Below are 21,997 nucleotides of genomic sequence, written 5' to 3' on the forward strand. Positions count from 1 at the left end.
TACCTGCTCCTTATCGGGCGCATCCCACAATCACAGCTAGGCGTGGCACAGGGGTGCCGGGCCGATGGGAGCTTGCCGTGACGCACGAACCGGACCAGCAACCCACCGCCGGGGGCGAGCCGCCCGAGCGGCCTTTCGGTGAGACATCCGACTGGGAAGTGATGACGGGCCCGGGCGGCGCCGAGCGCTCACCGGGTCCCACCTGGGACCGGGTCTGGCGGCACCGGTCCGGCCGGGCGCGGGCGGTGATCGCGGCGACCACCGTCGCGGTCCTGGCCGTCGGCGGCACGGTCGCCTTCGCGGCCACGTCCGGCGGCTCCGGCGAGAGCGCCTCGCCGGCGGCCGCGTCGGCCTCGGCGTCCCCGTCGCCGGACGGTCCCGGCGAGCGGCACGGCGGCGGCCGCTGGTTCGGGCTCGGCGGCATGGGCGCGCACGGCGAGGCGACCGTCAAGGACCAGGACACCGGCAAGTGGGTGGTACGGGTCTGGCAGCGCGGCACTGTCGAGAAGGTCGACGGCGACCAGGTGACCGTGAAGAGCGGCGACGGCGCCGCGTGGGTCTGGACGGTGCCCTCGGACGCCACCGTGTTCCACGACGGCACCAAGGGCTCCGGCGCGGACGACCTCAAGAAGGGCGAGACCGCCTTCCTGGCCGGCACCCGCGCCGACGACGGCACCAGGACCGCGACCAACGCCCTCATGGGCACCTGGGACCACAAGGGCGGCCCGGACGGCGACCGGCGCGGGGGCCCGGACCGAGGCGGCCCGCACAGCTGGCTGCCGCCCTCCCCCTCCGCGCCGCCCTCCCCGTCGAACAGCGGCGCCACGACGTGACCCGCCCCGTCAGGTCCTGACGCCGATCACGACGTTGGCGTACAACTCGCCGTCCGTGGCGAGGCGGGAGGTCAGGCCCGCCTCGCCGAAGGCGGCGAGTGCCGCGTCGGCTTGATGTTCGACCGCATCGACGTGCAGGCAGCCACCAGGGGCGCGACCGTCGAAGACGCACGACCACAGGACCCGGTCTGTCAGCCCATGACGCCGATGACGACGTTGGCGTACAACTCCTCGTCCGTTGCCAGCCGAGCCGTCAATGCGCCGCCGGCAAAAGCGGCGAGTGCCGCGTCGGCCTGGTGCTCGCCGGTCTCGACGAGCAGGCAGCCGCCGGGGGCGAGCCAGTCGGACGCCTCGGCGGCGACCCGGCGCAGCAGGTCGAGTCCGTCGGAGCCGCCGTCCAGCGCGGTGCGCGGTTCGTGGTCGCGGGCCTCGGCGGGCAGCAGGGCGATCTCGTCGGTGGGGACGTACGGGACGTTGGCGGCGAGGATGTCGACCCGGCCTCGCAGCGAGGCGGGGAGGGCCTCGTACAGGTCGCCGATGTGCACGTGACCGCCGTACGCGGCGATGTTGCGGCGGGCGCAGCGCACGGCCGCCGGGTCGATGTCGGCGGCGTGCAGTTCCACGGCGCCGAGTGCGGCAGCCAGGGCGGCGCCGACCGCGCCGGAGCCGCAGCACAGGTCGACGACCACCGCCGCGTGCGGGTGCTGAACCACCGCCTGGTCGACGAGGAACTCGGTGCGGCGGCGGGGCACGAAGACGCCCGGTTCGACGGTGACGCGCAGTCCGTGGAAGCCGGCCCAGCCGAGGACCTGTTCGAGGGGCTCGCCGGCGATCCGGCGGTCCGTGAGGGCGGTGACCTCGTCCGGTGTGCGCGCGCCGGCGAGTATCAGCTCCGCCTCGTCCTCGGCGAAGACACAGCCGGCGGAACGCAGGGCGGTGACCACTGTGGACAGCAGAGCGGGGGAAGCGTGAAGGGGCATGAAAGCCGAGAGCCTTTCGGTGATCCGAAGGGCGCTCCCGCGGTCACCGGCGAGCGGTGATCCGTGTCGTCGCTACGAGGCGAGAGCACCCGACCTGAACAGCGGTAATGGGTCTCACCTCCAAGGAACGGCGGCCGGGACGGACCCCGGCCGGACCCGCACACCCTACCCCAGCGTCGGGAACGGCCGAAGGGCGGCGGCCACCGGCCCAGTTGTACTGTGCAACCAGGTGAGCGAATGAGGGAGGTCCCATGGACGCGGCCGAGGCCGTGGAGGTCATCCAGCACGAGATGACGGCGTTCGCCCGCCGGGCCCGGGCCTCCGCCGGGCGGATGCACCCCGAGCTGTCGCTGGTCTCGTACACGCTGCTCGGACATCTGGAGGAGAGCGGCGGCTGCCGGGCCACCGACCTGGCGGCGCACTACGCGCTGGACAAGTCCACGGTCAGCCGGCAGGTGTCCGCGCTGGAGCGGGCCGGGCTGATCGGGCGGCACCCGGACCCGGACGACCACCGGGTCCAGACGCTGCACCTGACGGACGCGGGCCGGGAGATCCTCGCCCAGGTCACCCGCAGCCGCCGCGCCGCCTTCCGGGAGCGGCTGGCGGACTGGCCGGAGGAGGACCTGAAGCGGTTCGCCGGCTATCTGGAGCGCTACAACGCAGGTACCGCCGCGGACTGACCCAGCGTCTGGGGCACCCGGACCCCGAGGAAGACGATCCTGCGGCGCAGTCGGAAGCCGAGGGCCTCGTACAGCCGGATGGCGGTGGTGTTCTGTGCTCCCGTGTGCAGGAAGGGCGTCTCGCCGCGCTCCCTGATGCCGAGGGCGACGGCGCGGATCAGCCGGGTCGCCAGGCCCTCGCCGCGGAAGGCGGGGTCGGTGCAGACGGCGCTGATCTCGGTCCAGCCGGGCGGGTGCAGCCGCTCCCCCGCCATGGCGATGAGCGCGCCGTCACGGCGGATCCCCAGGTAGGTGCCCATCTCTATGGTCCGCGGCAGGAAGGGTCCTGGCCTGGTCCGTTCGACCAGGTCGAGCATCTCGGGCACGTCGGCGGGGCCGAGCAGGACGGCCTCCGGTTCCGGCGCGGTGGCCAGGCCGTCGTCGACGAACTGCACGCCGTCGATCCGGAAGGTGACCTCCCAGCTCTCCGGGACCTCGCCCCGGAAGCCCGGCAGCGCGATCTCGGCGCCGGGACCCGCGAGGGCCGCGACATCCGCCCAGTCCTCGGCGTCGGGGTCCTCGGGCAGCGCCAGCCACGGCGACACGTCGGCCGGGTAGCGCAGCACCCGCCCCTGCCGCTCGGCGAAGTGCGCGTGCGGGCCGGTCAGGGCGCCGAGGGCGGGGTTGTCGAGGACGTGGGCCGTGCCGACCGCGGTGCTCGGGCCACCGGCGCCCGAACCGGTCGCGCCGCTCGCGTCCGTACCGTTCACGTCGCTCATCCGGCGACCTCGATCACGATCTTGCCCCGGGCGTGGCCGTCCTCGACCGTGCGCAGCGCCTCACCGGCCTGCGCCAGCGGGAAGGTCTGTGTGACATGCGGGTCCAACTCGCCGGCCAGGACGAGCCGCGCGAGTTCGTCGAGGACGGCGGACGTGCGGGCGCGTTCGACGCGGGAGCCGCCCAGGTCGGCCACGGTCTGGGGCGGGGCGCCCGCGGTGATCAGCTTGGACCGGTCGGTGAGGAGGGTGGCCGCCTCGGTGAGGACCGGGTCGCCGACCAGGTCGTACACACCGTCCACGCCGTCCGGCGCGGCGGCGCGCACCCGCTCGGCGAAGCCAGGACCGGAGGGCACGTGCACGGCGCCGAGCGCCTCGACGAAGTCCTTCTTGCCCTCGCTCGCGAGGCCCACGGTCCGCAGGCCGAAGGCCCGGGCGATCTGCAGGGCCGCGGCACCCACGCCGCCGCCCGCGCCGGTGACCAGCAGGGTGGCGCCCGCGGGCAGGTCGAGCTGGCGGACACCGTCGTACGCGGTGGCCGCGGCGATCGGCAGCGTGGCGGCGTCGGTGAAGCTCAGGTCGGCGGGCTTGTGCGCGGTGACCGCCGCGGGCAGCAGGGCGTACTCGGCGTATCCCCCGGCCACGGTGTTGCCGAAGACCTCGTCGCCGACGGCGAATCCGGTCACGCCCTCACCGGTCTCCTCGACGACACCGGCGACCTCGCCGCCGAGCACGACGGGGAAGGCCGTCTTCTCGCTCTCGCCGGGGCGGCGGTAGCCCCCGCGCAGCTTCCAGTCGACGGGGTTCACTCCGGCGGCGCGCACCGCCACCAGGATCTGGCCCGCACCCGGGCGGGGCCGCTCGACGTCGACGAGCGCCTCGGTCTCCGGGCCGCCGTGCCGCGTGTAGACGTACGCCTTCGGCATTGCTCCCACTCTCCCTTCACGGTCACCGGTCCGGCGGTCGTCCGGGCCACCGGAACCGGCACGTCTCGTCCAAGGAAGATCGCCGGACGGCTATTCCCGGAGGCCGGGACACTTCACACAGCCTTAATGATCGCGGGGCACCCGTGGTCGGGCCACACCTGACAGGGACGTACGGTTGAACACGCAAGCACTCCGCACCCGCACCGCTGGATCCGCATGAACGTCACCCGAGGCTTCACCGGACGCCCCCGCGTTCACAATCCCGGCCTGCCACCGGGCCAGTACGACGCGGGCGACGATTGGCCCGTCCTGTCCGCCGAGGTCACGCCCGAGCTGGCGCCCGCCGACTGGACGTTCCGGATCGACGGCCTGGTCGAGCGGGCGCACACCTGGGACTGGGAGCGGGCGCACGCGCTGCCCGCCTCGGCGTACGCGGGTGACATCCACTGCGTGACGAGCTGGTCGAAGTTCGGAGTGCGGCTCGGGGGCGTGTCCCTGGACGCCTTCCTCGACGTGGTGCGCCCGCACGCCTCCGCCACCCACGCCGTCGCCTACTCGCACACCGGCTACACCGCCAACCTCCCGCTCGCGGACCTGACCGGCGGACGGGCCTGGATCGCGTTCGAGTACGAGGGTCAGCCGCTCGCTCCCGAACACGGTGGCCCGGCGCGGCTGTTGGTGCCGCACCTGTACTTCTGGAAGAGCGCCAAGTGGATCGCCGGCATCCGGCTCCTGGACCACGACGAGCCGGGGTTCTGGGAGCGCAACGGCTACCACGCGCGGGGCAACCCCTGGGCCGAGCAGCGGTACGCCGGTGACTGAGACCTCCGCGCCTTCGACGCGTCGTACGACCTTCACGCCCGCGACGCGATTCGCCGTGCCCGGCCGGATCGCCGTGAGCGAGCAGGCCGCCGCCGACTGGCAGACCGCCACGCTGACCGCGATCCGCCGCGAGACTCCGCGGGCCGCCACCTTCCGGTTCGCGGTGCCCGCCTGGACGGGCCATCTGCCCGGCCAGCACCTGATGCTGCGGCTGACGGCCGAGGACGGTTACACGGCCCAGCGTCACTACTCGATCGCGTCCGCGCCCGACGACTCCGGGCACATCGAACTGACCCTGGACCACGTCGAGGGCGGCGAGGTCTCGGGGTGGTTCCACACCGAGGCCAGGCCCGGCGACCGGGTCGAGGTGCGCGGCCCGGTGAGCGGCTTCTTCGCCTGGCCGGGCGACCGGCCCGCACTGCTGCTCGGCGCCGGCTCCGGGGTCGTACCGCTGATGTCGATGGTCCGGCACCACCGGGCGCAAGGACTGTCGGTGCCGTTGCGCCTGCTGGTGTCTGCACGCGACCCTGAACAGCTCATCTATGCGCGGGAGTTCGGCACCGAGACGACGCCCGTGTTCACGCGGAGCGCGCCGCGTGGTGTGCCGGTGGGGCGGCTGGCCGCCGCCCATGTGGCGCCGCTGCTGGCCGAGTTGCCGCCCGGTGGGTGGGAGGCCTACGTGTGCGGCTCGAACGCGTTCGCCGAACATGCCTCACGGCTGCTGGTCGAAGCCGGGCAGCCGGTGGACCGGATCCGGATCGAGCGCTTCGGCTGACGCTTCTCGGCCGATTTTCCTTCAGTCAGCATCTACTTGGCGATTTCCGGCCGGTCCGGCACTGAACGTTGTGCGGACTTCGGGGTAACAGCATGCGTGTACGCACGCGTACGCACAGGCGCTGCCGAGGGACGATACGGACCGGACACGGTACGGCTCCTCCGGCTCAGGTCACGTCGAGGAGGTCGGCATGCGAACCCGGGTGCGCGGCTGGCGGTGGCGGCGCAATACGCTGCGCCGCCGGTCGGACGTCGTGGAGGCGTGGACGGCACTGGCGGTCGCGGTCCTGCTGTTCGTCGGCGCCCCGCTCGCGGGAGCGCTCGTGGGCTGGTGGGCGCACGACGAGGCACGGTCGGTCGCGGCGGCCCAGCGCGCCGAACGCCGGCAGGTACGGGCCGAGGTGGTGGGGAAGACGCCCGCCACGCTGCCCACGACGCAGAGCGGGCGGGAGCACCCGTACCGCGTGGACGTGCGCTGGAGCGATCCCGTCACCGGAGTCCACACGGCCACGGCCCGGGTCCCGTCGGGCACCCGGCACGGGGACACCGTCAAGGTGTGGTTCGACTCCGAGGGCCGGGCCGTCGCCCCACCGCCGGGCGTGAGCGAGATCTGGCAGCACACCGTGAGCCTCGGCATCTGCGCGGCGGGCGGCACACTGGCCCTGACGCTGCTCGGCGGCACGCTGGTACGTCACAGGGCCCAGCACAACCGCCTGCTGGAGTGGGAACGGGAGTGGGCACGCACCGAGCCGGAGTGGACGCGGCGCGGGGTGTAGACGCCCCCGGCGACCAAGCCACCGCCTCAGCCGACCCCTTGCATCCGCCGCGCGATCCGCCCATGGTCCCGCAGCGCGTCCGACAATCCCGGCAGCACCGGTTCGCCCCGGTCGACCAGGACGCGGCCCCCGACCACCGTCGTCCACGCCCGTGCCGGTCCGCAGCGCAGCCACGCCTCGACGGGATCGCTCAACGCGCCGGCCAGGGCGACCTCGTGCAGGTCCCAGACGACCAGGTCGGCACACGCGCCCGGCCGCAGATGCCCCAACTCGTCGGCGCGGCCGAGGCATCGCGCCGAACCGCGGGTCGCGATGTCGAGGGCGTCGCGCGCGGTCATGGCGCCCGGACCGCCCCGATAGCGGCCCAGGAGCAGGGCGTTGCGGGTCTCCATCCAGAGCGAGGCGTGGTCGGTGGAGGCGGAGCCGTCGCAGCCGATGCCGACCGGCAGCCCGAGGTCCCGCATCTCCTTCACGCGCGCGGTGCCGCCGCCGATCAGCATGTTGGAGCTCGGGCAGTGCGCCACGCCGACGCCCGCGGCGCCGAGCCGGCGCAGTTCGTCGTCGTTCGGGTAGATGCAGTGCGCGACCCAGGTGCGGTCGGTCATCCAGCCGGTGTCCTCGAAGTACTCGACGGGACGGCAGCCGTAGGTCTCCAGGCAGTACGTGTCCTCGTCGCGGTCCTCGGCGAGGTGCGTGTGCAGGCGTACGTCGTGGCGCTCGGCGAGTTCGGCCGTCGCCGTCATCACCTCTTTGGTCACCGAGAACGGCGAGCAGGGCGCGAGGGCGACCCGGATCAGCGCGCCGGGCCTCGGATCGTGGTGGGTCTTGATCAGCCGCTCGCTGTCGGCGAGCACCTCGTCGGTGGTCTGGGTGACGCTCCTCGGCGGCAGTCCCCCGTCCTCGACGGAGCGGGTCATCGAGCCGCGGGTGGCGTGGAAGCGGAAGCCGATGTCACGGGCGGCGCGGATCTCGGCGTCGACGAGGTTCGGGCGCGGGTGGACGTACAGGTGGTCGGAGGACGTGGTGCAGCCGCCCATCAGCAGCTCGGCCATGCCGACGTACGCGGACACGTAGGCGGCCTCCTCGTCGAGGGCGGCCCACAGCGGGTAGAGCGTGGTCAGCCAGTCGAAGAGGGTGCCGTTCACGGCGGGGGCGTAGGAGCGGGTGAGGTTCTGGTAGATGTGGTGATGCGTGTTGACCAGCCCCGGCGTCACCAGCCGTCCGGCGGCGGAGACGGTCGCACGGGCCTCGGGCTCGCTGCCCGCCGTGCCCACGGCGGTGATCCGACCGCCCATGACGGCCGCCCAGCCGCCCGGGATCTCCCGCTCCCCGTCCACGACCAGCAGTCCGGCGTCCTTGACCAGCAGATCCACGGCTGACGTCATGGCGCCATCGTAGACAGGGGGTACGACAAAGGCCTGGCGAGTCCTCCGAGGTCACACGTACGGTGTGATCATCCACGCTGTCCCTTCACAAAGGCGGTCCTGCATGGCCCTGTTCGACCTCCCCCTCGACGAGCTCCACGAGTACCGCAGCGAGTCCGCCGAGCCCGACGACTTCGACGTGTTCTGGTCCAAGACCTTGCAGGAGGCCCGGGAGCACGACCTGGACGCCCGGTTCGAGCCGGTCGACACGGGACTTTCCACGGTCCAGGTGTACGACGTGACGTTCGCCGGCTTCGGCGGGCACCCGGTGAAGGGCTGGCTGCGGCTGCCCGCCGGCGCGACCGAGCCGCTGCCGCTGGTCGTGGAGTTCATCGGCTACGGGGGCGGGCGCGGGCTGCCGCACGAGAACCTGCTGTGGGCGTCGACGGGCCGGGCGCACTTCGTGATGGACACCCGCGGCCAGGGCAGCGCCTGGGGCGGCGGGGGCGGCACCCCGGACCCGGTGGGCGGGGCGCCCGCGTACCCCGGCTTCATGACGCGGGGCATCGACGCGCCCGAGAACTACTACTACCGCCGGGTGTTCACCGACGCCGTGCGTGCCGTGGAGGCCGCCCGCTCGCACCCGCTGACCGACGCCTCACGCACCACGGTTCTCGGCGCGAGCCAGGGCGGCGGGATCACGATCGCCGTCGGCGGGCTGGTCCCGGACCTGGTCGCGATCGCGCCGGACGTGCCGTTCCTGTGCGACTACCCGCGCGCGGCGACGCTGACGGACCGTCACCCCTACCGCGAGATCGGCCTGTTCCTCAAGACCCACCGGGGCCGCAGCGAGGACGCCCTGCGCACGCTCTCCTACTTCGACGCCGTCCACTTCGCCGCCCGCGGCAGCGCGCCGGCCCTGTTCTCGGCGGCCCTGGAGGACCAGACCTGCCCGCCCTCCACCGTGTTCGCGGCCTTCAACGCCTGGGCACACGAGGACAAGGCGATCGAGGTGTACGACTTCAACGACCACGAGGGCGGCGGTCCCTACCAGGAGGCGACGAAGCTGCGCTGGCTGCGGTCGTTCGGCTGAGCGGCGGCTTTCGCCACGCCGAGAGGTAGTCGTCGCGTCACTCTTCCGTCCAGTCCGACCAGTCGGTACGTTCGGTTTCGCCCGGGTCGCAGCGTCGCGGTCCGGGGCTGCGCGGACGACGGAGGTCCCCATGGCGGAGCGCGAACCCACGGTGCACGGCGACTGCGACGAGCGGTTCGCGGCGGTGCGGACGGCCTTCGAGGAGAACTTCCGCGACCGGGACGAACTCGGCGCCGCCGTCACGGTCACCGTCGACGGCGAGGTCGTGGTGGACCTGTGGGGCGGGTGGGCCGACGGGGCGCGCACGCGGCCCTGGGAGCGCGACACCCTGGTCAACGTGTGGTCGACGTCGAAGGGTCCGGTCGCGCTGTGCGCGCACATCCTCGCCGACCGGGGCCTGCTCGACCTCGACGCCCCGGTGGCCGCGTACTGGCCCGAGTTCGCCGCGGCGGGCAAGGAGAACGTCCTCGTACGGCACCTGCTGTCCCACCGCGCGGGGCTGGCCGGCCTGCGTGAGCCGCACTCGCTGGAGCAGCTCTACGACTGGGAGTTCACCACGCGGCGGCTCGCGGCGACCGAGCCGTGGTGGGAGCCGGGCACGGTGTCCGGGTACCACGCGCTGACGTACGGCTTCCTGGTCGGTGAGGTGGTGCGCCGGGTCTCGGGGCTGCTGCCGGGGGCGTTCCTGGAGCGGGAGGTGACCGGGCCGCTCGGTGTCGACTTCACGATCGGGCTGCCGGAGAAGGAGGCCGGCCGGGCCGCCGAGCTGATGCATCCGCCGGTCGCGTCCGCCAGCGAACAGGCCGCGATCTTCAGCCAGTTGACGCCCGTGGCGATCGCGGCGCTGACCAACCCCCTGGCGGGCGCGACCGAGGCGAACTCGCCCGAGTGGCGGGCGGCCGAGATCCCGGCCGCCAACGGCCACGGCACGGCACGGGCCGTCGCCGCGCTCTACGGGGTCCTCGCGGGCCGAGGCTCGTACGGCGGACACCGGGTGCTGTCCGCCGAGGCGGCCGAGCGGGTCCGGGAGGGGCAGGGCAGTTGCCGCGATCTGGTGCTCGGTGCCGGGTTCGAGCACGAGACGGAGGTCGCGCTCGGGCTGTGGCTGAGCGGCCCGAACGGCTCCTACGGACCCAACCCGCGCGCTTTCGGACACGACGGCTTCGGTGGCTCCTGCGGACTTGCCGACCCGGACGCGGGGGTGTCCCTCGGCTACGTCATGAACCGCATGGGGCCTCATATCGCGGACGACCCGCGGAAGATGGCACTGGTGGACGCCCTGTACAGCGCCCTCTGAACGGTGATCCGCGCGGGCTTGTTTCGGCCGAACCGGCCGACCGCCCTTCCCTGCTGGTTTAGACCAATGCTAGACCTTGTGGCGCAATGAGCCCGCACGGCTACGGAACGTCACCAACAGGAGGCGCGGCATGGCCCGCACCGATCACCCGGTCTCCGAAACACAGCCGCTGTACTGGCGCGTCGCGACGGAGCTGCTCGAAGAGCTGCGCAACGGGCCCCCCGGCGGGCGGCTGCCCAGCGAGCGGCGGCTGGCCGAACGCTTCGGCGTCAGCAGGGAGACCGTGCGGCAGGCCCTGGAGGTGCTGCGCCGGGACGGGCTGGTCGCCACCGACCGGCGCGGTAGTCACACCACGCTGCCGGGGCTGCCGGTCGAGACGCCGGCCGCGCTGACGTTCCCGGTCGGCGCCCGGGCCGCGGAGCCGGGCGCCGACCGGACCTCGGTCACCTGGGAGACTCCCCCGCCCGCGCACGCCGAGGCGCTGGGGCTCGCCCCGCACCGGCCCACCCTGGTGCACCGCTACGAGTCCGCGGACGCGGACGGTCGCGGCCGGCGTACGGCGGTGACGTCGTTCTCCGCGGTCGCGCTCTCGGAGGTCGAGGAGCTGGGCCGCTACCGCGACCGTGCCGACGGCGCCGCCTCGGCCCAACTCCGGCGTACCTACGACTGGATGCGCAAGGCGGGCCTGACCCTGCACCACCGGGACTCCATCACCCGGCTCGCGGACGCGCCGTCGGTCCTGGTCACCCGGCGCGTGCACGATCAGTACGCCCGCCCCCTGGAGATCACCGACCTGCTCGTGGACGCCCAACAGGACGCCCTGGTCTACGAGTTCACCCTTCCCGCGGCGGGCTGACCGGGTTCCGGTGGCGGAAGTACAGCCGTACGACCGACCCTGCTGGGTCGAGGTCGTCTGCGACCAGGTCGCTCAACTGCCGTACCAGCCACATCCCGTGGCCGTTCGCGGCCCGTGGGCGCGGCGGCAACTGACCGGGGAAGCGGGGTCGGGGTGCGGAGGTGTGCGAGCCGTCGTCGCGGATCTCGCAGATCACGTAGTCGGGGTCGCTGTGCAGCCGCACGACACCCTGTCCGCCGCCGTGGCGCACGGAGTTGACGACGGTCTCGTGCACCGCGGCCACCAGGTCGTGCGTCCGCTGTTCGGGCAGGCCGAGGCCGCGGGCGTACGCGGTGAGGGTGCGGCGGACGGCGGCCGAGCGGCCCCGGGTGAAGCGGATGTCGCGCGGTCCGGCGGGGAGTGCGGCGGGGCGGTGCTCGTCGCACTCGGCGCAGAAGTCCGCCGGGTCCGTGTACGCGGCACCGCCCTCCCCGGCGAGTTCGGGGTGGGTGCGGGCCGCGCCGCGCACCACGGATTCCGGGAGGACCCGGGTGTCGTACGGGCACAGGATCCGGTGGCCGGTGCCGGCGAAGACGACGTTGAGGAGGGACTCGTAGCGCAGCCACTCGTGGGTCTCGAAGGCGCTGCGGCCGGTCCAGACGGGCTCGCCGATCACGCGGGCCCGCCGGTCGGGGCCGAGCCGCTCGCAGTACGCGTGGTAGCGGCCGAGGGTGCGCGACGGGAAGTCGTACCAGTCGCGTGCGTCGACGAACTCGACCTCCCCGGACCGGCTGCCGAGGGCCCCGGCGAGCAGGGAGATGTTGTGGGCGCTCACCACCGCCAGGACGGTGTCGCCGTCGTCGAGGCCGGCGCGGGCGTGCTCGGCGGTGCCGGTGAGGAACTCGTCGTCCGAGCCGTAGCGCAGGGCCTGGTGGACGAAGCCTGTGCGGGTCATGACGGCTCTCCTGGGGGCTCTCCTGGGGGCTCGAAGCGCAGACCGGGCACCCGGTCCCAGCCGGCCACCCGCATCACCCGCCGCACGTGCGGGGCGACGCCGGTCAGCACGAGGGTGCCGTCGGACGCGTACAGGCCCAGCGCCGTGAAGACCAGCAGGCGCAGCGCGCCCACGTCGATGAAGTGCAGTTCGCGCAGGTCGAGTCGGATGCGGGCGCCGCCGGCCGTGCGGGCGCGGGCGCGGGCCGTCTCGGCGTGCAGGGCGCGGGCGACGGCGGTGACGTTGGTCTCGTCGACCTCTCCGGCGAGGGCCAGGCCCGGGGGTGCGAAGGTGCGGGTGATGGTGAGGAGTTCGTCGCGCCACACGGCGTCGGCGCCGACCCGGCCGTGATGCAGTCCGGCGATCGGCACCAGCTCGGCCTCGTCGAAGAGCCGACGGTCGTACTGGCAGATGCCGAGCACCGGCAGCGAGGCGAACACGGGGTCCAGCAGCAACTCGCTGTCGTGCAGGGTCTTCAGGCCCTTGCCGGCCTGGGCGCGCAGCACCTCGGTGCACACGCGCAGCCCGAGGAAACCGTCGCCGACCGCGCGACGGGCCTCACGGCGGATCGCCTCGTCGAGGTCCCACAGCCCCTCGGGGACGGCCAGTTGGGGGTCTACGCAGAGCCGGCCGGTGGCGATCTCCTCGTCCACCCGGCAGCCGTGCGCCTCCAGGAAGGACAGGGCGACGCCGGCGGGGATGTCGGCCGGTGGCAGGACGAGCCCTCGATGGCCGCTGGCCAGGCCGTCGAGGAGGAAGGCGGCGAGTACGGTGTCGCGCTCCTCGTCCGTGTCGTAGCCCAGGAGCAGATGGTCTCCCTGGCGCATCTGTCCCACGGTTCTCAGGGCCGGTACGACGGTCATCCCCACACCTCCCTCGGTGGGCGGACCGCTTCCACGCTACGCCGGGATCAGGCCTTCCGTGAGGGGTTATGGTGTCGGCGTTCGGCTGGGTGAGGGGGGACCATGGCGGCCTCGGTACAGGGCGGCAGGACCGGCAACCTTCCCGCCGAGGCGAACGCGTTCATCGGCCGTCGGGGTGAACTCGCCGAGATAGCGGGGCTGTTGGGGAGCACGCGGCTGGTGACACTGACGGGGCCGGGCGGGGTGGGCAAGTCGCGGCTGGCGCTGCGGGCCGCGCATGCGGCGCGGGCCGGCTTTCCGGGCGGGGTGTGGCTGGTGGAGCTGTCCGAGCTGCGGGACCCGGACCTGCTGACCAATGCCGTGGCCCAGGCCACTCGGCTGACCGAACAGACCCTGCGCCCGCTCCTCGAGGCGGTCGCCGAGCACCTCACGGGCGCGCCGTTGCTGCTCGTCCTCGACACCTGTGAGCACGTGCTGGAGGAGTGTGCGCGGGTGGTGCACGAACTCCTTGCGAGCGTGCCGGAGTTGCGGGTGCTGGCCACCAGTCGGCAGCCGCTGGGGCTGCCCGGGGAGCAGTTGCTGGCGGTGGCGCCGTTGCCGCTCGGTGAGCGGGACGACGCGGTGGCTCTGTTCGCGGCCCGGGCGGCGGCCGCGGTCCCGTCGTTCGCGCTCACCGAGGCCAACCGGGCGTGCGTGGCCGCGGTCTGCGCCCGGCTCGACGGGATACCGCTGGCCCTGGAGCTGGCCGCGGTGCGGCTGCGCGGCTTTCCGCTCGACCGTCTGCTGGAGGGCCTGGACTCCCGGTTCGACCTGCTCGTCTCGCCCGCGCGGCCACGGCTGGCCCGGCATCAGACGCTGCGCACCGCGATCGGCTGGAGCCATGAACTGTGCACCCCGCTGGAGCGGTTGCTGTGGGCGCGGCTGTCGGTGTTCGCCGGTGGCTGGGACGTCGAGGCGGCCGAATTCGTGTGCCACGGCGGCCCGTTGGACGCCGAGGAGATCCTCGCCCTGCTGGCCTCGCTCACCGAGAAGTCCATCGTCACGCGGGACGGCGAGGCGGTGGGCACGCGCTACCGGATGCTGGACACGGTCCGCTCGTTCGGCGCCGAGTGGCTGACCGGCCTGGGCGAACAGGACGCGGTGCGGCGCAGACACCGGGACTACTTCCGGTGGATCGCCCGGCAGGGCGAGGCGGAGTGGCTCGGGCCCGGCCAGCGGATGTGGGCCGAGCGGCTGACCTCGGAACACGCCAATCTGCGGCTCGCGGTGGAGGAGTGCCTGACCGCGCCGGAACCCGAGACGGCGCTCGAACTCACCGGCTCCCTCTGGTTCTTCTGGTTCGCCTGCGGCTTCACGGAGGAGGGCCGTGGCTACTTGGAGCGGGCGCTGGAGCGCGCGCCCGAGGCCGGCGGGCCCGACCAGACCCTCGCGGTCTGGGCGCACCGGCTGGTCACCGTCGTACCGGACGATCTGGAGGCCGCCGAGTCGGTGAGCGCCGCGTACGTCTGGCTCGCGGAGGAACGTCGACTGCCGGTGCCCGCACTGCCGTTGACGGGAGCGAGCCTGGCCGTGCGGGGCGAGTCGGCGCGTTCGGCGGTGCTGTACGGGGCCGTCGGCCAGGCGCCCGCGGGGGACGGCGGGGCCGAGTTCTTCCAACTGCTGACACTCGCCCTTCAGGCGTATCTGCTGGCCGGCCAGGCCGCGTTCGAGCGGTGCGCGGCGGTCGCCGAGCGGCTGCGCGCCGACTGCGCCAAGCGCGGCGAGCTGTGGATGCGGGCGTGGGGCGACTTCTTCGTCGCACTGGCCGGGATCGGTCTCGGCCACGCGGACGAGGCGCTGCTGTCGGCGCGCGCCGCCCTGACCGCGAAGTGGCGCGTCCACGACCGGATCGGCGCCGCCGCGGTCGCCGACCTGCTGGTCGCCGCACAGGCCACGCGGGGCGAGGCGGAACTGGCCGCGCGCCTGCTCGGCGTCAGCCGGCGCCTGTGGCTCACCGCAGGCCTGCCCCAGCTCGGCCGACCCGACCGGACGGTCTTCCACCGCGAGTACGAGCGCCGACTGCGTGCCGCCCTCGGCCACGCCCGGTTCAGCGAAGCGGTGCGCGAGGGCGGGGAGTTGACCCCGGAGGCGGGGGTCGCGCTGGCGCTGGGCGGGGTGCCGGTCGAACTGGATCTCTGACGGGCCTTGAATCGGAACGCCGACCGACCTCGGACCTGGCCTTCGACCGGCCTCCGGCCGACGCTCCGCCTGGACTCCGGCGAACGGGACCCCCTGCCGACCCGGACCTGTGACCGGCCCCGGACCTGGCCACTGGCCGGCCTCGGACCGGCGCTCCGCCTGGACTCCGGCGCCCCGACCGCCCTGCCGACCGGCACCTCCGACAGGCCCCGGACCTGACCTCCGACCGACGCTCCACCCGGACTCCGGCGAGCGGGACGTCCTACGGCAGCTTCCGGGCCGCGACCATCCGCACGCGGGGGCTGCCGTCGCTCCGTTCGCCGAACTCCGGGAGCGCGTGCAGGTCCACGGCGAATCCGGCGCGCTCCAGTTCCCGCCGTACCTCGCCGAGCCGGAAGGCGCGGTAGTACATGACGAACGGCGGGCGCCAGACGGCGTTGCGCACCCGCATCACCCCGTCGAACCCGAGCAGCATCCAGAACACCGGAGAGGTGGGCCGGGGCGGGGCCAGCACGGGGAACGCGAAGCAGCCGCCCGGCCGCAGCACGGAGTGGACCTGCGCGAACAGACCGGGCAGCTCCGAGGGCAGGAAGTGCCCGAACGCCCCGAAGCTCACCACCACACCGAAGGAGCCGGGGCGGAAGGGCAGCGCACGGGCGTCCGCGCGCACCCAGTTCACCTCAGGGACGCCGATGCCGTGCAGGTCCTTGCGCGCCACGTCCAGCATCCCGCCGCTGAAGTCGACCCCGGTGATGCTCTGCCGGCACACCGACGCCAGCACCTCCATCCCGGCCCCCGTGCCGCAGCACAGGTCGAGTCCGGTGTCGTAGGAACCTGTCCGCTTCAGTGCCGCCGCGACCGCGTCCAGCACGGAGTCCGGGGTCCGGAACGGCGTGTGGTCGAACTTCGGAGCGAGCAGGTCGTACCCGCGTTCGACGGAGGACAGCGCCTGGACGGCGAGTTCACGGAGGCTGGGTCCCTCGGGGCTGAACATGCGGCTCAGCCTAGGTGAACGGGCCGCGCCGGTGGACACCGCAACAACGGCTCATTACTCTCATCCACATCTACTCAACAAATTGACTATGAGGTGATCCGATGCGCGCGTTCCGCGAGGCGGTCGAGGCGGGCGACCTGGACGCCGTCGAGGCGTTGCTGGCCGAGGACGTCGTCTTCACCAGCCCGGCGGTCTTCAAGCCGTACCCGGGCAAGGCGATCACCGCGGCGATCCTGCGCGCGGTCAGCCGGGTCTTCGAGGACTTCCGCTACGAGAACGAGCTCGCCGGCCCCGACGGCCGCAACCACGCCCTGGTCTTCGCGGCCCGGGTCGGCGACCGGGAGCTGACCGGCTGCGACTTCATCCACGTCGACGAGAACGGCCTGATCGACGAACTCACGGTCATGGTCCGCCCGTTGTCGGGTGTGCAGGCCCTCGCGGCCGCCATGGGCGCCCAGTTCGAGCAGATCGCCAAGGAGGCGGAGGCACGGTCCGTCTGAACGGCCGCGCCTCCGCCCGCCCTTACGCGACGGTGAGGGTGATGGCACCGGTGTGACTCGTGCCGAGCGTGATCGCGGTCGCGGTGCCGTCGACGGTCATCGTCACCGTCTTTCCGCGCGGCGCACGGCGGGGTGAAGGCGATCACGAACGCGCTCGACGGTTCCTGACCGTCGTAGAACTCCTACGACCCGCACTCCCACAGAGGGCTCTTACGACCGCGCCCACCCCCGCGAACCGCTTCTACACCCCGCATTCCGCGAGCCGCTTCTCCAGGAACCTCCGCTCGGCCTCGTTCTCCACCAGCTCCAGCGCCTGCCGGTACGCCTCGGCCGCCTCCTTCAGGCGGCCGGCGCGGCGCAGCAGATCGGCGCGGGTGGCCGGGAGCAGGTGGTAGTCGGCCAGTTCGCCCTCCCGCTCCAGTTCCGCGACCAGGGCGAGGCCCGCCTCCGGGCCCTCGGCCATGCCGACGGCCACCGCGCGGTTGAGGCGGACCACGGCGGAGGGCACGTAGCAGGCCAACTCTCCGTAGAGCGCGGCGATGTCGGCCCAGTCGGTCTCCTCGGCCGTACGGGCGGTGGTGTGGCACGCGGCGATGGCGGCCTGGATCTGGTACGGCCCGGGGCTGCCCCGGCGCAGTGCCGTCTCCACCAGGGCGGCGCCCTCGGCGATCTCGGCGCGGTCCCAGGCACCGCGGTCCTGGTCCTCCAGGGTCATCAGCTCACCCGCGCCGTCCACGCGCGCGTGCCGACGGGAATCGTGCAGCAGCAGGAGCGCGAGCAGGCCGAGCACCTCGGGCTCGTCCGGCATGAGCCGGGCCAGGACCCGGGCGAGCCGGATGGCCTCGGCGCACAGGTTCCGCCGGACCAGCTCCGCGCCGGACGAGGCCGTGTAGCCCTCGTTGAAGAGGAGGTAGAGGACACCGAGGACACCCGCCGTGCGCTCGGGCAACAGGTGCGCGGGCGGTACGCGGTAGGGGATGCCGGCGTTGCGGATCTTCCGTTTGGCCCGCACCAGACGCTGCGCCATGGTCGCCTCCGGCACGAGGAAGGCGCGGGCGATCTCGGGGGTGGTCAGCCCCGCGAGGGTGCGCAGGGTCAGGGCGACCCGCGCCTCGATGGGCACTGCGGGGTGGCAGCAGGTGAAGATCAGCCGCAGCCGGTCGTCCTGCACACCGCTCGCGTCGTCGTCCTCGTACGGCGATCCGGCCCTGTCCCTGTCGTCGTACGGTTCGTCGCCGGCCAGCACCGCCACCTCCCGGAGTTTGGCCGCCCCGACCGCCTCCCGGCGCAGTACGTCGAGAGCGCGGTTGCGGGCGGTCGTGGTGAGCCAGGCGCCGGGGCGGCGTGGCACGCCGTCGCGCCGCCACCGGTCGAGGGCCTGGGCGAAGGCGTCCTGCGCGCACTCCTCGGCGAGGTCCCAGTCGCCGGTCACCCGGATCAGGGTGGCGACTACCTGGCCCCACTCCGCGCGGAAGGCGACGGCGACGGCTTCCTCGACGTCCGCATCGGGCGCCCCCACCTCAGGCGACTCCTCGTCAGGCACCGTCGGTCACCCCCGCACCGGCCGCACCTCGACCGGTCCGCCCCCGCCGGCCGCGGAGTGCCGCGCGGCGAGCGCGATGGCCTCGTCGAGGTCGGCCGCCTCGACCAGGTCGACACCCGCGACGTACTCCTCGGTGCGGGCGAACGGCCCGTCGTCCAGCAGGACTTCGTCACCCCGGACGCGCACGGTGGTGGCGTCGGAGGGCGGGCGGAGGCGGACGGTGACCGCTGTCCGGACGGGTTCCTCGTCGTCCGCCGGTGCGCAGACGAACAGGACGTACTTCACGGTCGTCACCCGGCCTGGAGCGACACGTGCTCGTGGGTGATCAGCCAGCGCAGGCCGGCGTCGCGGTAGCCGGTGGTGACGCGAAGGACATCGTCGAGGGGCTCGCCGTCCGTACGAGTGGCTCGGATCCGTACGAGGGAGTGGGCGAAGGCGACGCTCTCGTCCCCGTGGACACGCAGGTCCAGCACCTCGCGGGTCACCGGGCCGGTCACGCTCCCGAAGAAGTCCTCCACGACCTTCCGGAAGCTGTCCAGACCGTGCAGTTCCCGGCCGTCGGCGAGGTGGAAGGCGGTGACGTCCGGTGCGTAGCAGGCCAGCATCCGCTCGACGTCGCGCTCGCGGGCCGCCTCGGTCAGCTCGGCGTCGAGGCGACGGATCTGTGTCTCCCCGTCCTCCTCCCCCTCCATCGGCCAGAACGGACGTACCTCCATGGCCCCGATCGTCGCCACGGGATGCCGAGCCGCGGCCTGGACGGCCTCCTCCAGGCTGTCGCACTCCAGCACGTCGAATCCGGCGACGTACTCCTTGGTCTCCGCGAACGGCCCGTCGGTGCGCAGCACCTCGCCGCCGCGGACCCGCACGGTGACGGCCTCGGCGGGCTTCGCGAGGCGGTGGCCGTGCAGCCGTACGCGGCTGTCGCCCAGCTCCTCCACCCAGGGTTCGACGGGTGCCATTCCCGAGCCGTCGGCGGTGTCGTCGCCGCAGACGAGCAGCATGTACTTCATGGGGTCCTCCCGGTCGTCTCTTGCTTCCTACACCCCGCCGACGAACGGCACCGACGCGAATCGACACCACGCCGGAAGAAAATCGGACGGGATTTCCGCGCCCGCGCTCCTGGCACCGGCTCCTCGGACCTGCTTCCTGGTACCGGCGGTCCCAGGAAGCAGGAGGTACTGCCTACCCGGCCGCGACCGTAGGAGAGTGGTGATCGCATCGGACGACCACACGAAGGGCGCCACCATGGCCACCTCAGCTCCCGGCGGAACGATCACCCTCGCCCCGGACCTCACCCTCAGCCGTATGGGCTACGGCGCCATGCAGCTGGCGGGGCCGGGTGTGTTCGGACCGCCCAAGGACCGCGACCAGGCGCTGGCGGTGCTGCGAGAGGTGGTCGAGCTGGGCATCACGCACATCGACACCAGCGACTTCTACGGCCCCTACGTCGTCAACGAGCTGATCAAGGAAGCCCTGCATCCGTACCCGGCGGACCTGAGGATCGTCACCAAGGTGGGCGCCCGCCGCGACGGCACCGGGGCGTGGCTGCCGGCCCAGGAACCGCACCAGCTCAAGGCACAGGTGCACGACAACCTGCGACGGCTGGGCGTCGACGCCCTCGACGCCGTCAACCTGCGGCTCGGCTCGGTGGAGAGCGACGGGGACGAGTCGATCGCCGAGAGGTTCGGCGCCCTCGCGGAGCTCCAACAGGAGGGACTGGTCAGGCACTTGGGCCTGAGCGGTGTCTCCGTCGCCCAGCTCACGGAGGCCCAGGCCATCGCCCCGGTCGTGACCGTGCAGAACCTCTACAACCTGGCCAACCGGAAGGACGACGACCTCGTCGACCGCTGCGCGGCCGACAACATCGCCTACGCCCCCTTCTTCCCGCTCGGCGGCTTCTCCCAGCTCCAGCACGACGCCCTCGACTCGGTCGCCGCCCGCCTCGACGCCTCACCCCAACAGGTCGCGCTGGCCTGGCTGTTGCAGCACTCGCCCTCGATCGTCCTCATTCCGGGTACGTCCTCGGTCGACCACCTGCGCGAGAACGTGGCGGCGGCCGAGCTGACGCTCCCGGCGGACGCGATCGCGGAACTGGACGCGATCGGAAAGTGATCGGGAGGCGACCGCGATCGGCAAGCCGACCCCCGGGGCACTCTCGTGGGCTACCGATGCCGGGTCACGCCCCGTCCCCGACCTCCCGCACCAGCTCGATCGCCCGCCCCAGCGTGGCGAGCCGGGCGTCCAGGGTCTCCCCGGCCGGATACAGCCGTACCGTGTCCACCCCGGCGTCCCGCCACACCCGCAGCCTGCGTCGCACCATCGCCTCGGTGCCGATCAGCGTCGTGCCCAGGACCATCTCGTCGGTGACGAGGGCCGCCGCGCCGTCCCGGTCGCCGGCCTGCCAGCGCTCGCGCACCTCGGCGGCGACCTCGGCCCAACCCTGGCGGCTGTACGCCCGGTTGTAGAAGTTGGTGGAGGCGGAGCCCATGCCGCCGAGGCTGAACGCGAGTTCCTTCTTGCGACCGGCGACCATCGCGCCGAGGGCGTCCTCGTCGGGGGCGAAGGCGACCTCCGCTCCCTGGCAGACGTCGAGGTCCGCCCGCTCGCGCCCGCCGCGGGCGAGCCCCTCGTCGAGCGGGGCGAAGTAGGCGTCGGCGGCGCCCTCGGGCACGAAACTGGTGCCGAGCCAGCCGTCGGCGACCTCACCGGTGAGCCGGAGCATGGCCGGTGACAGGGCGGCGAGGTAGACGGGGACGGCGTGCTCGGCCCGCGTCGACAGACGCATCGGGACGGCGTCGCCGTCGGGCAGCGGGATACGGAACTCCGTGCCCGCGTAGGAGAGTTTGCCGCCGTCGAGGACGCGGCGCACGATCTCCACGGTCTCCCGCATCCGGGCCAGCGGCCGGGCGAAGGGAACGCCGTGCAGTCCCTCCATGACCTGGGGGCCTGACGCCCCGAGGCCCAGCAGGAAGCGTCCGCCGGACAGGTTGGAGAGCGTGATCGCGGTCTGCGCGACGGCGACCGGGGTGCGGGTGCCGATCTGGATGACGCCGGAGCCCAGCAGCATCCGCTCGGTGCGGGCGGCGTAGTAGCCGAGGGCGGAGGGCGCGTCGGAACCCCAGGCCTCGGCCACCCAGCAGACGTCGAGTCCGAGTTTCTCGGCCTCCACGACGAAGTCGGTCTGCTCGGACCAATGGTGGCCGCCGGAGGCCTCGACGGTGGTCGCGGTGCGCATCAGCCGGTCTCCGCCAGCCGCTTGATCCGCTCCAGGGTGGCCGTCATGTTCCGCTCGAACTCCCGCAGCCGTACGAACACGATCTTCTCCTCCTTGTCCGGCATCCGGCCGATGGCCACGGACAGTCCGGAGCGACCGGGCCCCAACTGCACCCACTCCGACAACTCGGTGCCCCCGTCGCCCGCGTGCAGGCGGAAGCGCCAGACGGCGGACGGGTCCGCGGGATCCTCCACCGCCCACGCGAAGACGCGGCCCGGTTCGTACTCGATGACGTACGAGGTGGTGGACCAGTCCCCGAGCGCCTCATGCCTGCTGCGGCCGAGGAACCGGGCACCGACCGCCGGTGCGGTGGCGCCGTCGAGCCATTCCACCGACTGGAGTTCGTCGCTCAGGCCCGGCATCCGTCCGACGTCCGACACGAGCGCCCACACCCGCTCGGGCGGGGCGTCGATCCACGTCCGCACCTCGACGGTGGGTTTGTCGGTGTAGCGCGCACCCGTCCACTTCACGCCCGTCGGCCTCCTCGCCGTCGCAGGACTTTTGCCGCATGCCGAC

The 21,997-nt window shown here is 73.0% G+C and carries 23 protein-coding genes; 11 read left to right on the plus strand and 12 right to left on the minus strand.

Annotated elements, in window-relative coordinates:
- Positions 1–77: 77 nt before the first annotated feature.
- Complete coding sequence (locus ACWD5F_RS03450; RefSeq protein ID WP_451250596.1) at positions 78–833, plus strand: hypothetical protein; 756 nt, start codon at positions 78–80, stop codon at positions 831–833.
- A gap of 191 nt (positions 834–1,024) precedes the next feature.
- Here the strand turns inward: ACWD5F_RS03450 and ACWD5F_RS03455 are convergent, their stop codons facing one another.
- Positions 1,025–1,813, minus strand: a complete 789-nt coding sequence (locus ACWD5F_RS03455; protein WP_451250598.1) for a putative protein N(5)-glutamine methyltransferase — start codon at positions 1,811–1,813, stop codon at positions 1,025–1,027.
- 251 nt (positions 1,814–2,064) lie between these two features.
- On the opposite strand from ACWD5F_RS03455, the gene ACWD5F_RS03460 reads away from it, so the two are divergent.
- Complete coding sequence (locus ACWD5F_RS03460) at positions 2,065–2,493, plus strand: MarR family winged helix-turn-helix transcriptional regulator (RefSeq protein ID WP_451250600.1); 429 nt, start codon at positions 2,065–2,067, stop codon at positions 2,491–2,493.
- Here the strand turns inward: ACWD5F_RS03460 and ACWD5F_RS03465 are convergent.
- Positions 2,466–3,251, minus strand: coding sequence for a GNAT family N-acetyltransferase (locus ACWD5F_RS03465; protein WP_451250601.1), 786 nt, complete (start codon positions 3,249–3,251; stop codon positions 2,466–2,468). The genes ACWD5F_RS03460 and ACWD5F_RS03465 overlap by 28 nt on opposite strands.
- On the minus strand, positions 3,248–4,174 hold the full coding sequence (locus tag ACWD5F_RS03470) for an NADP-dependent oxidoreductase (RefSeq protein ID WP_451250603.1): 927 nt from the start codon (positions 4,172–4,174) through the stop codon (positions 3,248–3,250). Before ACWD5F_RS03470 ends, ACWD5F_RS03465 begins: the two co-directional genes overlap by 4 nt.
- A gap of 216 nt (positions 4,175–4,390) precedes the next feature.
- On the opposite strand from ACWD5F_RS03470, the gene ACWD5F_RS03475 reads away from it, so the two are divergent.
- From ACWD5F_RS03475 to ACWD5F_RS03485, 3 genes are all read left to right on the plus strand, one after another.
- Complete coding sequence (locus ACWD5F_RS03475; protein WP_451250604.1) at positions 4,391–4,996, plus strand: sulfite oxidase-like oxidoreductase; 606 nt, start codon at positions 4,391–4,393, stop codon at positions 4,994–4,996.
- On the plus strand, positions 4,989–5,771 hold the full coding sequence (locus ACWD5F_RS03480; RefSeq protein ID WP_451250606.1) for a ferredoxin reductase: 783 nt from the start codon (positions 4,989–4,991) through the stop codon (positions 5,769–5,771). Before ACWD5F_RS03475 ends, ACWD5F_RS03480 begins: the two co-directional genes overlap by 8 nt.
- Positions 5,772–5,961: 190 nt before the next feature.
- Positions 5,962–6,546 (plus strand): Rv1733c family protein, encoded by a 585-nt coding sequence (locus tag ACWD5F_RS03485; protein WP_451250608.1) that lies wholly within the window; start codon positions 5,962–5,964, stop codon positions 6,544–6,546.
- Positions 6,547–6,572: 26 nt separating this feature from the next.
- Here the strand turns inward: ACWD5F_RS03485 and ACWD5F_RS03490 are convergent, their stop codons facing one another.
- Positions 6,573–7,931: an 8-oxoguanine deaminase gene (locus ACWD5F_RS03490; protein WP_451250609.1), complete on the minus strand. Its 1,359-nt coding sequence runs from the start codon at positions 7,929–7,931 to the stop codon at positions 6,573–6,575.
- Between the two features lie 103 nt (positions 7,932–8,034).
- On the opposite strand from ACWD5F_RS03490, the gene ACWD5F_RS03495 reads away from it, so the two are divergent.
- The 3 genes from ACWD5F_RS03495 to ACWD5F_RS03505 all read left to right on the plus strand — a co-directional run bounded on the left by ACWD5F_RS03495 (position 8,035) and on the right by ACWD5F_RS03505 (position 11,156).
- Positions 8,035–9,003: an acetylxylan esterase gene (locus ACWD5F_RS03495; protein ID WP_451250611.1), complete on the plus strand. Its 969-nt coding sequence runs from the start codon at positions 8,035–8,037 to the stop codon at positions 9,001–9,003.
- 130 nt (positions 9,004–9,133) lie between these two features.
- Entirely contained in the window at positions 9,134–10,300 is a 1,167-nt protein-coding gene (locus tag ACWD5F_RS03500; RefSeq protein ID WP_451250613.1) for a serine hydrolase domain-containing protein, read from the plus strand.
- Positions 10,301–10,430: 130 nt separating this feature from the next.
- On the plus strand, positions 10,431–11,156 hold the full coding sequence (locus tag ACWD5F_RS03505; protein WP_401723359.1) for a GntR family transcriptional regulator: 726 nt from the start codon (positions 10,431–10,433) through the stop codon (positions 11,154–11,156).
- Here ACWD5F_RS03505 and ACWD5F_RS03510 read toward each other — a convergent pair.
- Complete coding sequence (locus tag ACWD5F_RS03510) at positions 11,134–12,090, minus strand: anti-sigma factor RsbA family regulatory protein (RefSeq protein WP_451250616.1); 957 nt, start codon at positions 12,088–12,090, stop codon at positions 11,134–11,136. The genes ACWD5F_RS03505 and ACWD5F_RS03510 overlap by 23 nt on opposite strands.
- On the minus strand, positions 12,087–12,992 hold the full coding sequence (locus ACWD5F_RS03515) for an MEDS domain-containing protein (protein WP_451250618.1): 906 nt from the start codon (positions 12,990–12,992) through the stop codon (positions 12,087–12,089). The genes ACWD5F_RS03510 and ACWD5F_RS03515 overlap by 4 nt, the downstream gene beginning before the upstream one ends.
- Positions 12,993–13,094: 102 nt before the next feature.
- Between ACWD5F_RS03515 and ACWD5F_RS03520 the strand changes: the two genes are divergently transcribed.
- Positions 13,095–15,170, plus strand: a complete 2,076-nt coding sequence (locus ACWD5F_RS03520; protein WP_451250620.1) for an ATP-binding protein — start codon at positions 13,095–13,097, stop codon at positions 15,168–15,170.
- Positions 15,171–15,432: 262 nt separating this feature from the next.
- Here the strand turns inward: ACWD5F_RS03520 and ACWD5F_RS03525 are convergent, their stop codons facing one another.
- The gene (locus ACWD5F_RS03525) at positions 15,433–16,164 is read right to left on the minus strand and encodes a class I SAM-dependent methyltransferase (protein ID WP_451250622.1); all 732 of its coding nucleotides are present in this window, start codon (positions 16,162–16,164) and stop codon (positions 15,433–15,435) included.
- A 101-nt stretch (positions 16,165–16,265) separates the two neighbouring features.
- Here ACWD5F_RS03525 and ACWD5F_RS03530 point away from each other — a divergent pair, with 101 nt between their 5' ends.
- On the plus strand, positions 16,266–16,664 hold the full coding sequence (locus ACWD5F_RS03530; protein ID WP_451250624.1) for a nuclear transport factor 2 family protein: 399 nt from the start codon (positions 16,266–16,268) through the stop codon (positions 16,662–16,664).
- Between the two features lie 241 nt (positions 16,665–16,905).
- Here ACWD5F_RS03530 and ACWD5F_RS03535 read toward each other — a convergent pair whose 3' ends face one another.
- The 3 genes from ACWD5F_RS03535 to ACWD5F_RS03545 are packed head-to-tail and all read right to left on the minus strand — an operon-like array spanning position 16,906 to position 19,217.
- Positions 16,906–18,183, minus strand: coding sequence for an RNA polymerase sigma factor (locus ACWD5F_RS03535; RefSeq protein WP_451250626.1), 1,278 nt, complete (start codon positions 18,181–18,183; stop codon positions 16,906–16,908).
- A 30-nt stretch (positions 18,184–18,213) separates the two neighbouring features.
- A complete protein-coding gene (locus tag ACWD5F_RS03540) occupies positions 18,214–18,492 on the minus strand; it encodes a YciI family protein (protein WP_451250628.1) in 279 nt (92 codons plus the stop codon).
- 5 nt (positions 18,493–18,497) lie between these two features.
- Positions 18,498–19,217: an SgcJ/EcaC family oxidoreductase gene (locus ACWD5F_RS03545; protein ID WP_451250630.1), complete on the minus strand. Its 720-nt coding sequence runs from the start codon at positions 19,215–19,217 to the stop codon at positions 18,498–18,500.
- Positions 19,218–19,452: 235 nt separating this feature from the next.
- On the opposite strand from ACWD5F_RS03545, the gene ACWD5F_RS03550 reads away from it, so the two are divergent.
- Positions 19,453–20,319 (plus strand): oxidoreductase, encoded by an 867-nt coding sequence (locus ACWD5F_RS03550; protein WP_451251033.1) that lies wholly within the window; start codon positions 19,453–19,455, stop codon positions 20,317–20,319.
- 64 nt (positions 20,320–20,383) lie between these two features.
- On the opposite strand, the gene ACWD5F_RS03555 is transcribed toward ACWD5F_RS03550, so the two are convergent.
- Both ACWD5F_RS03555 and ACWD5F_RS03560 read right to left on the minus strand, forming a co-directional pair.
- Positions 20,384–21,442, minus strand: a complete 1,059-nt coding sequence (locus ACWD5F_RS03555) for an LLM class flavin-dependent oxidoreductase (RefSeq protein WP_451250631.1) — start codon at positions 21,440–21,442, stop codon at positions 20,384–20,386.
- Entirely contained in the window at positions 21,442–21,951 is a 510-nt protein-coding gene (locus ACWD5F_RS03560) for an SRPBCC family protein (protein ID WP_451250633.1), read from the minus strand. The genes ACWD5F_RS03555 and ACWD5F_RS03560 overlap by 1 nt, the downstream gene beginning before the upstream one ends.
- Positions 21,952–21,997: the final 46 nt, after the last annotated feature.

It is taken from the genome of Streptomyces sp. NPDC002499, from assembly GCF_053595415.1.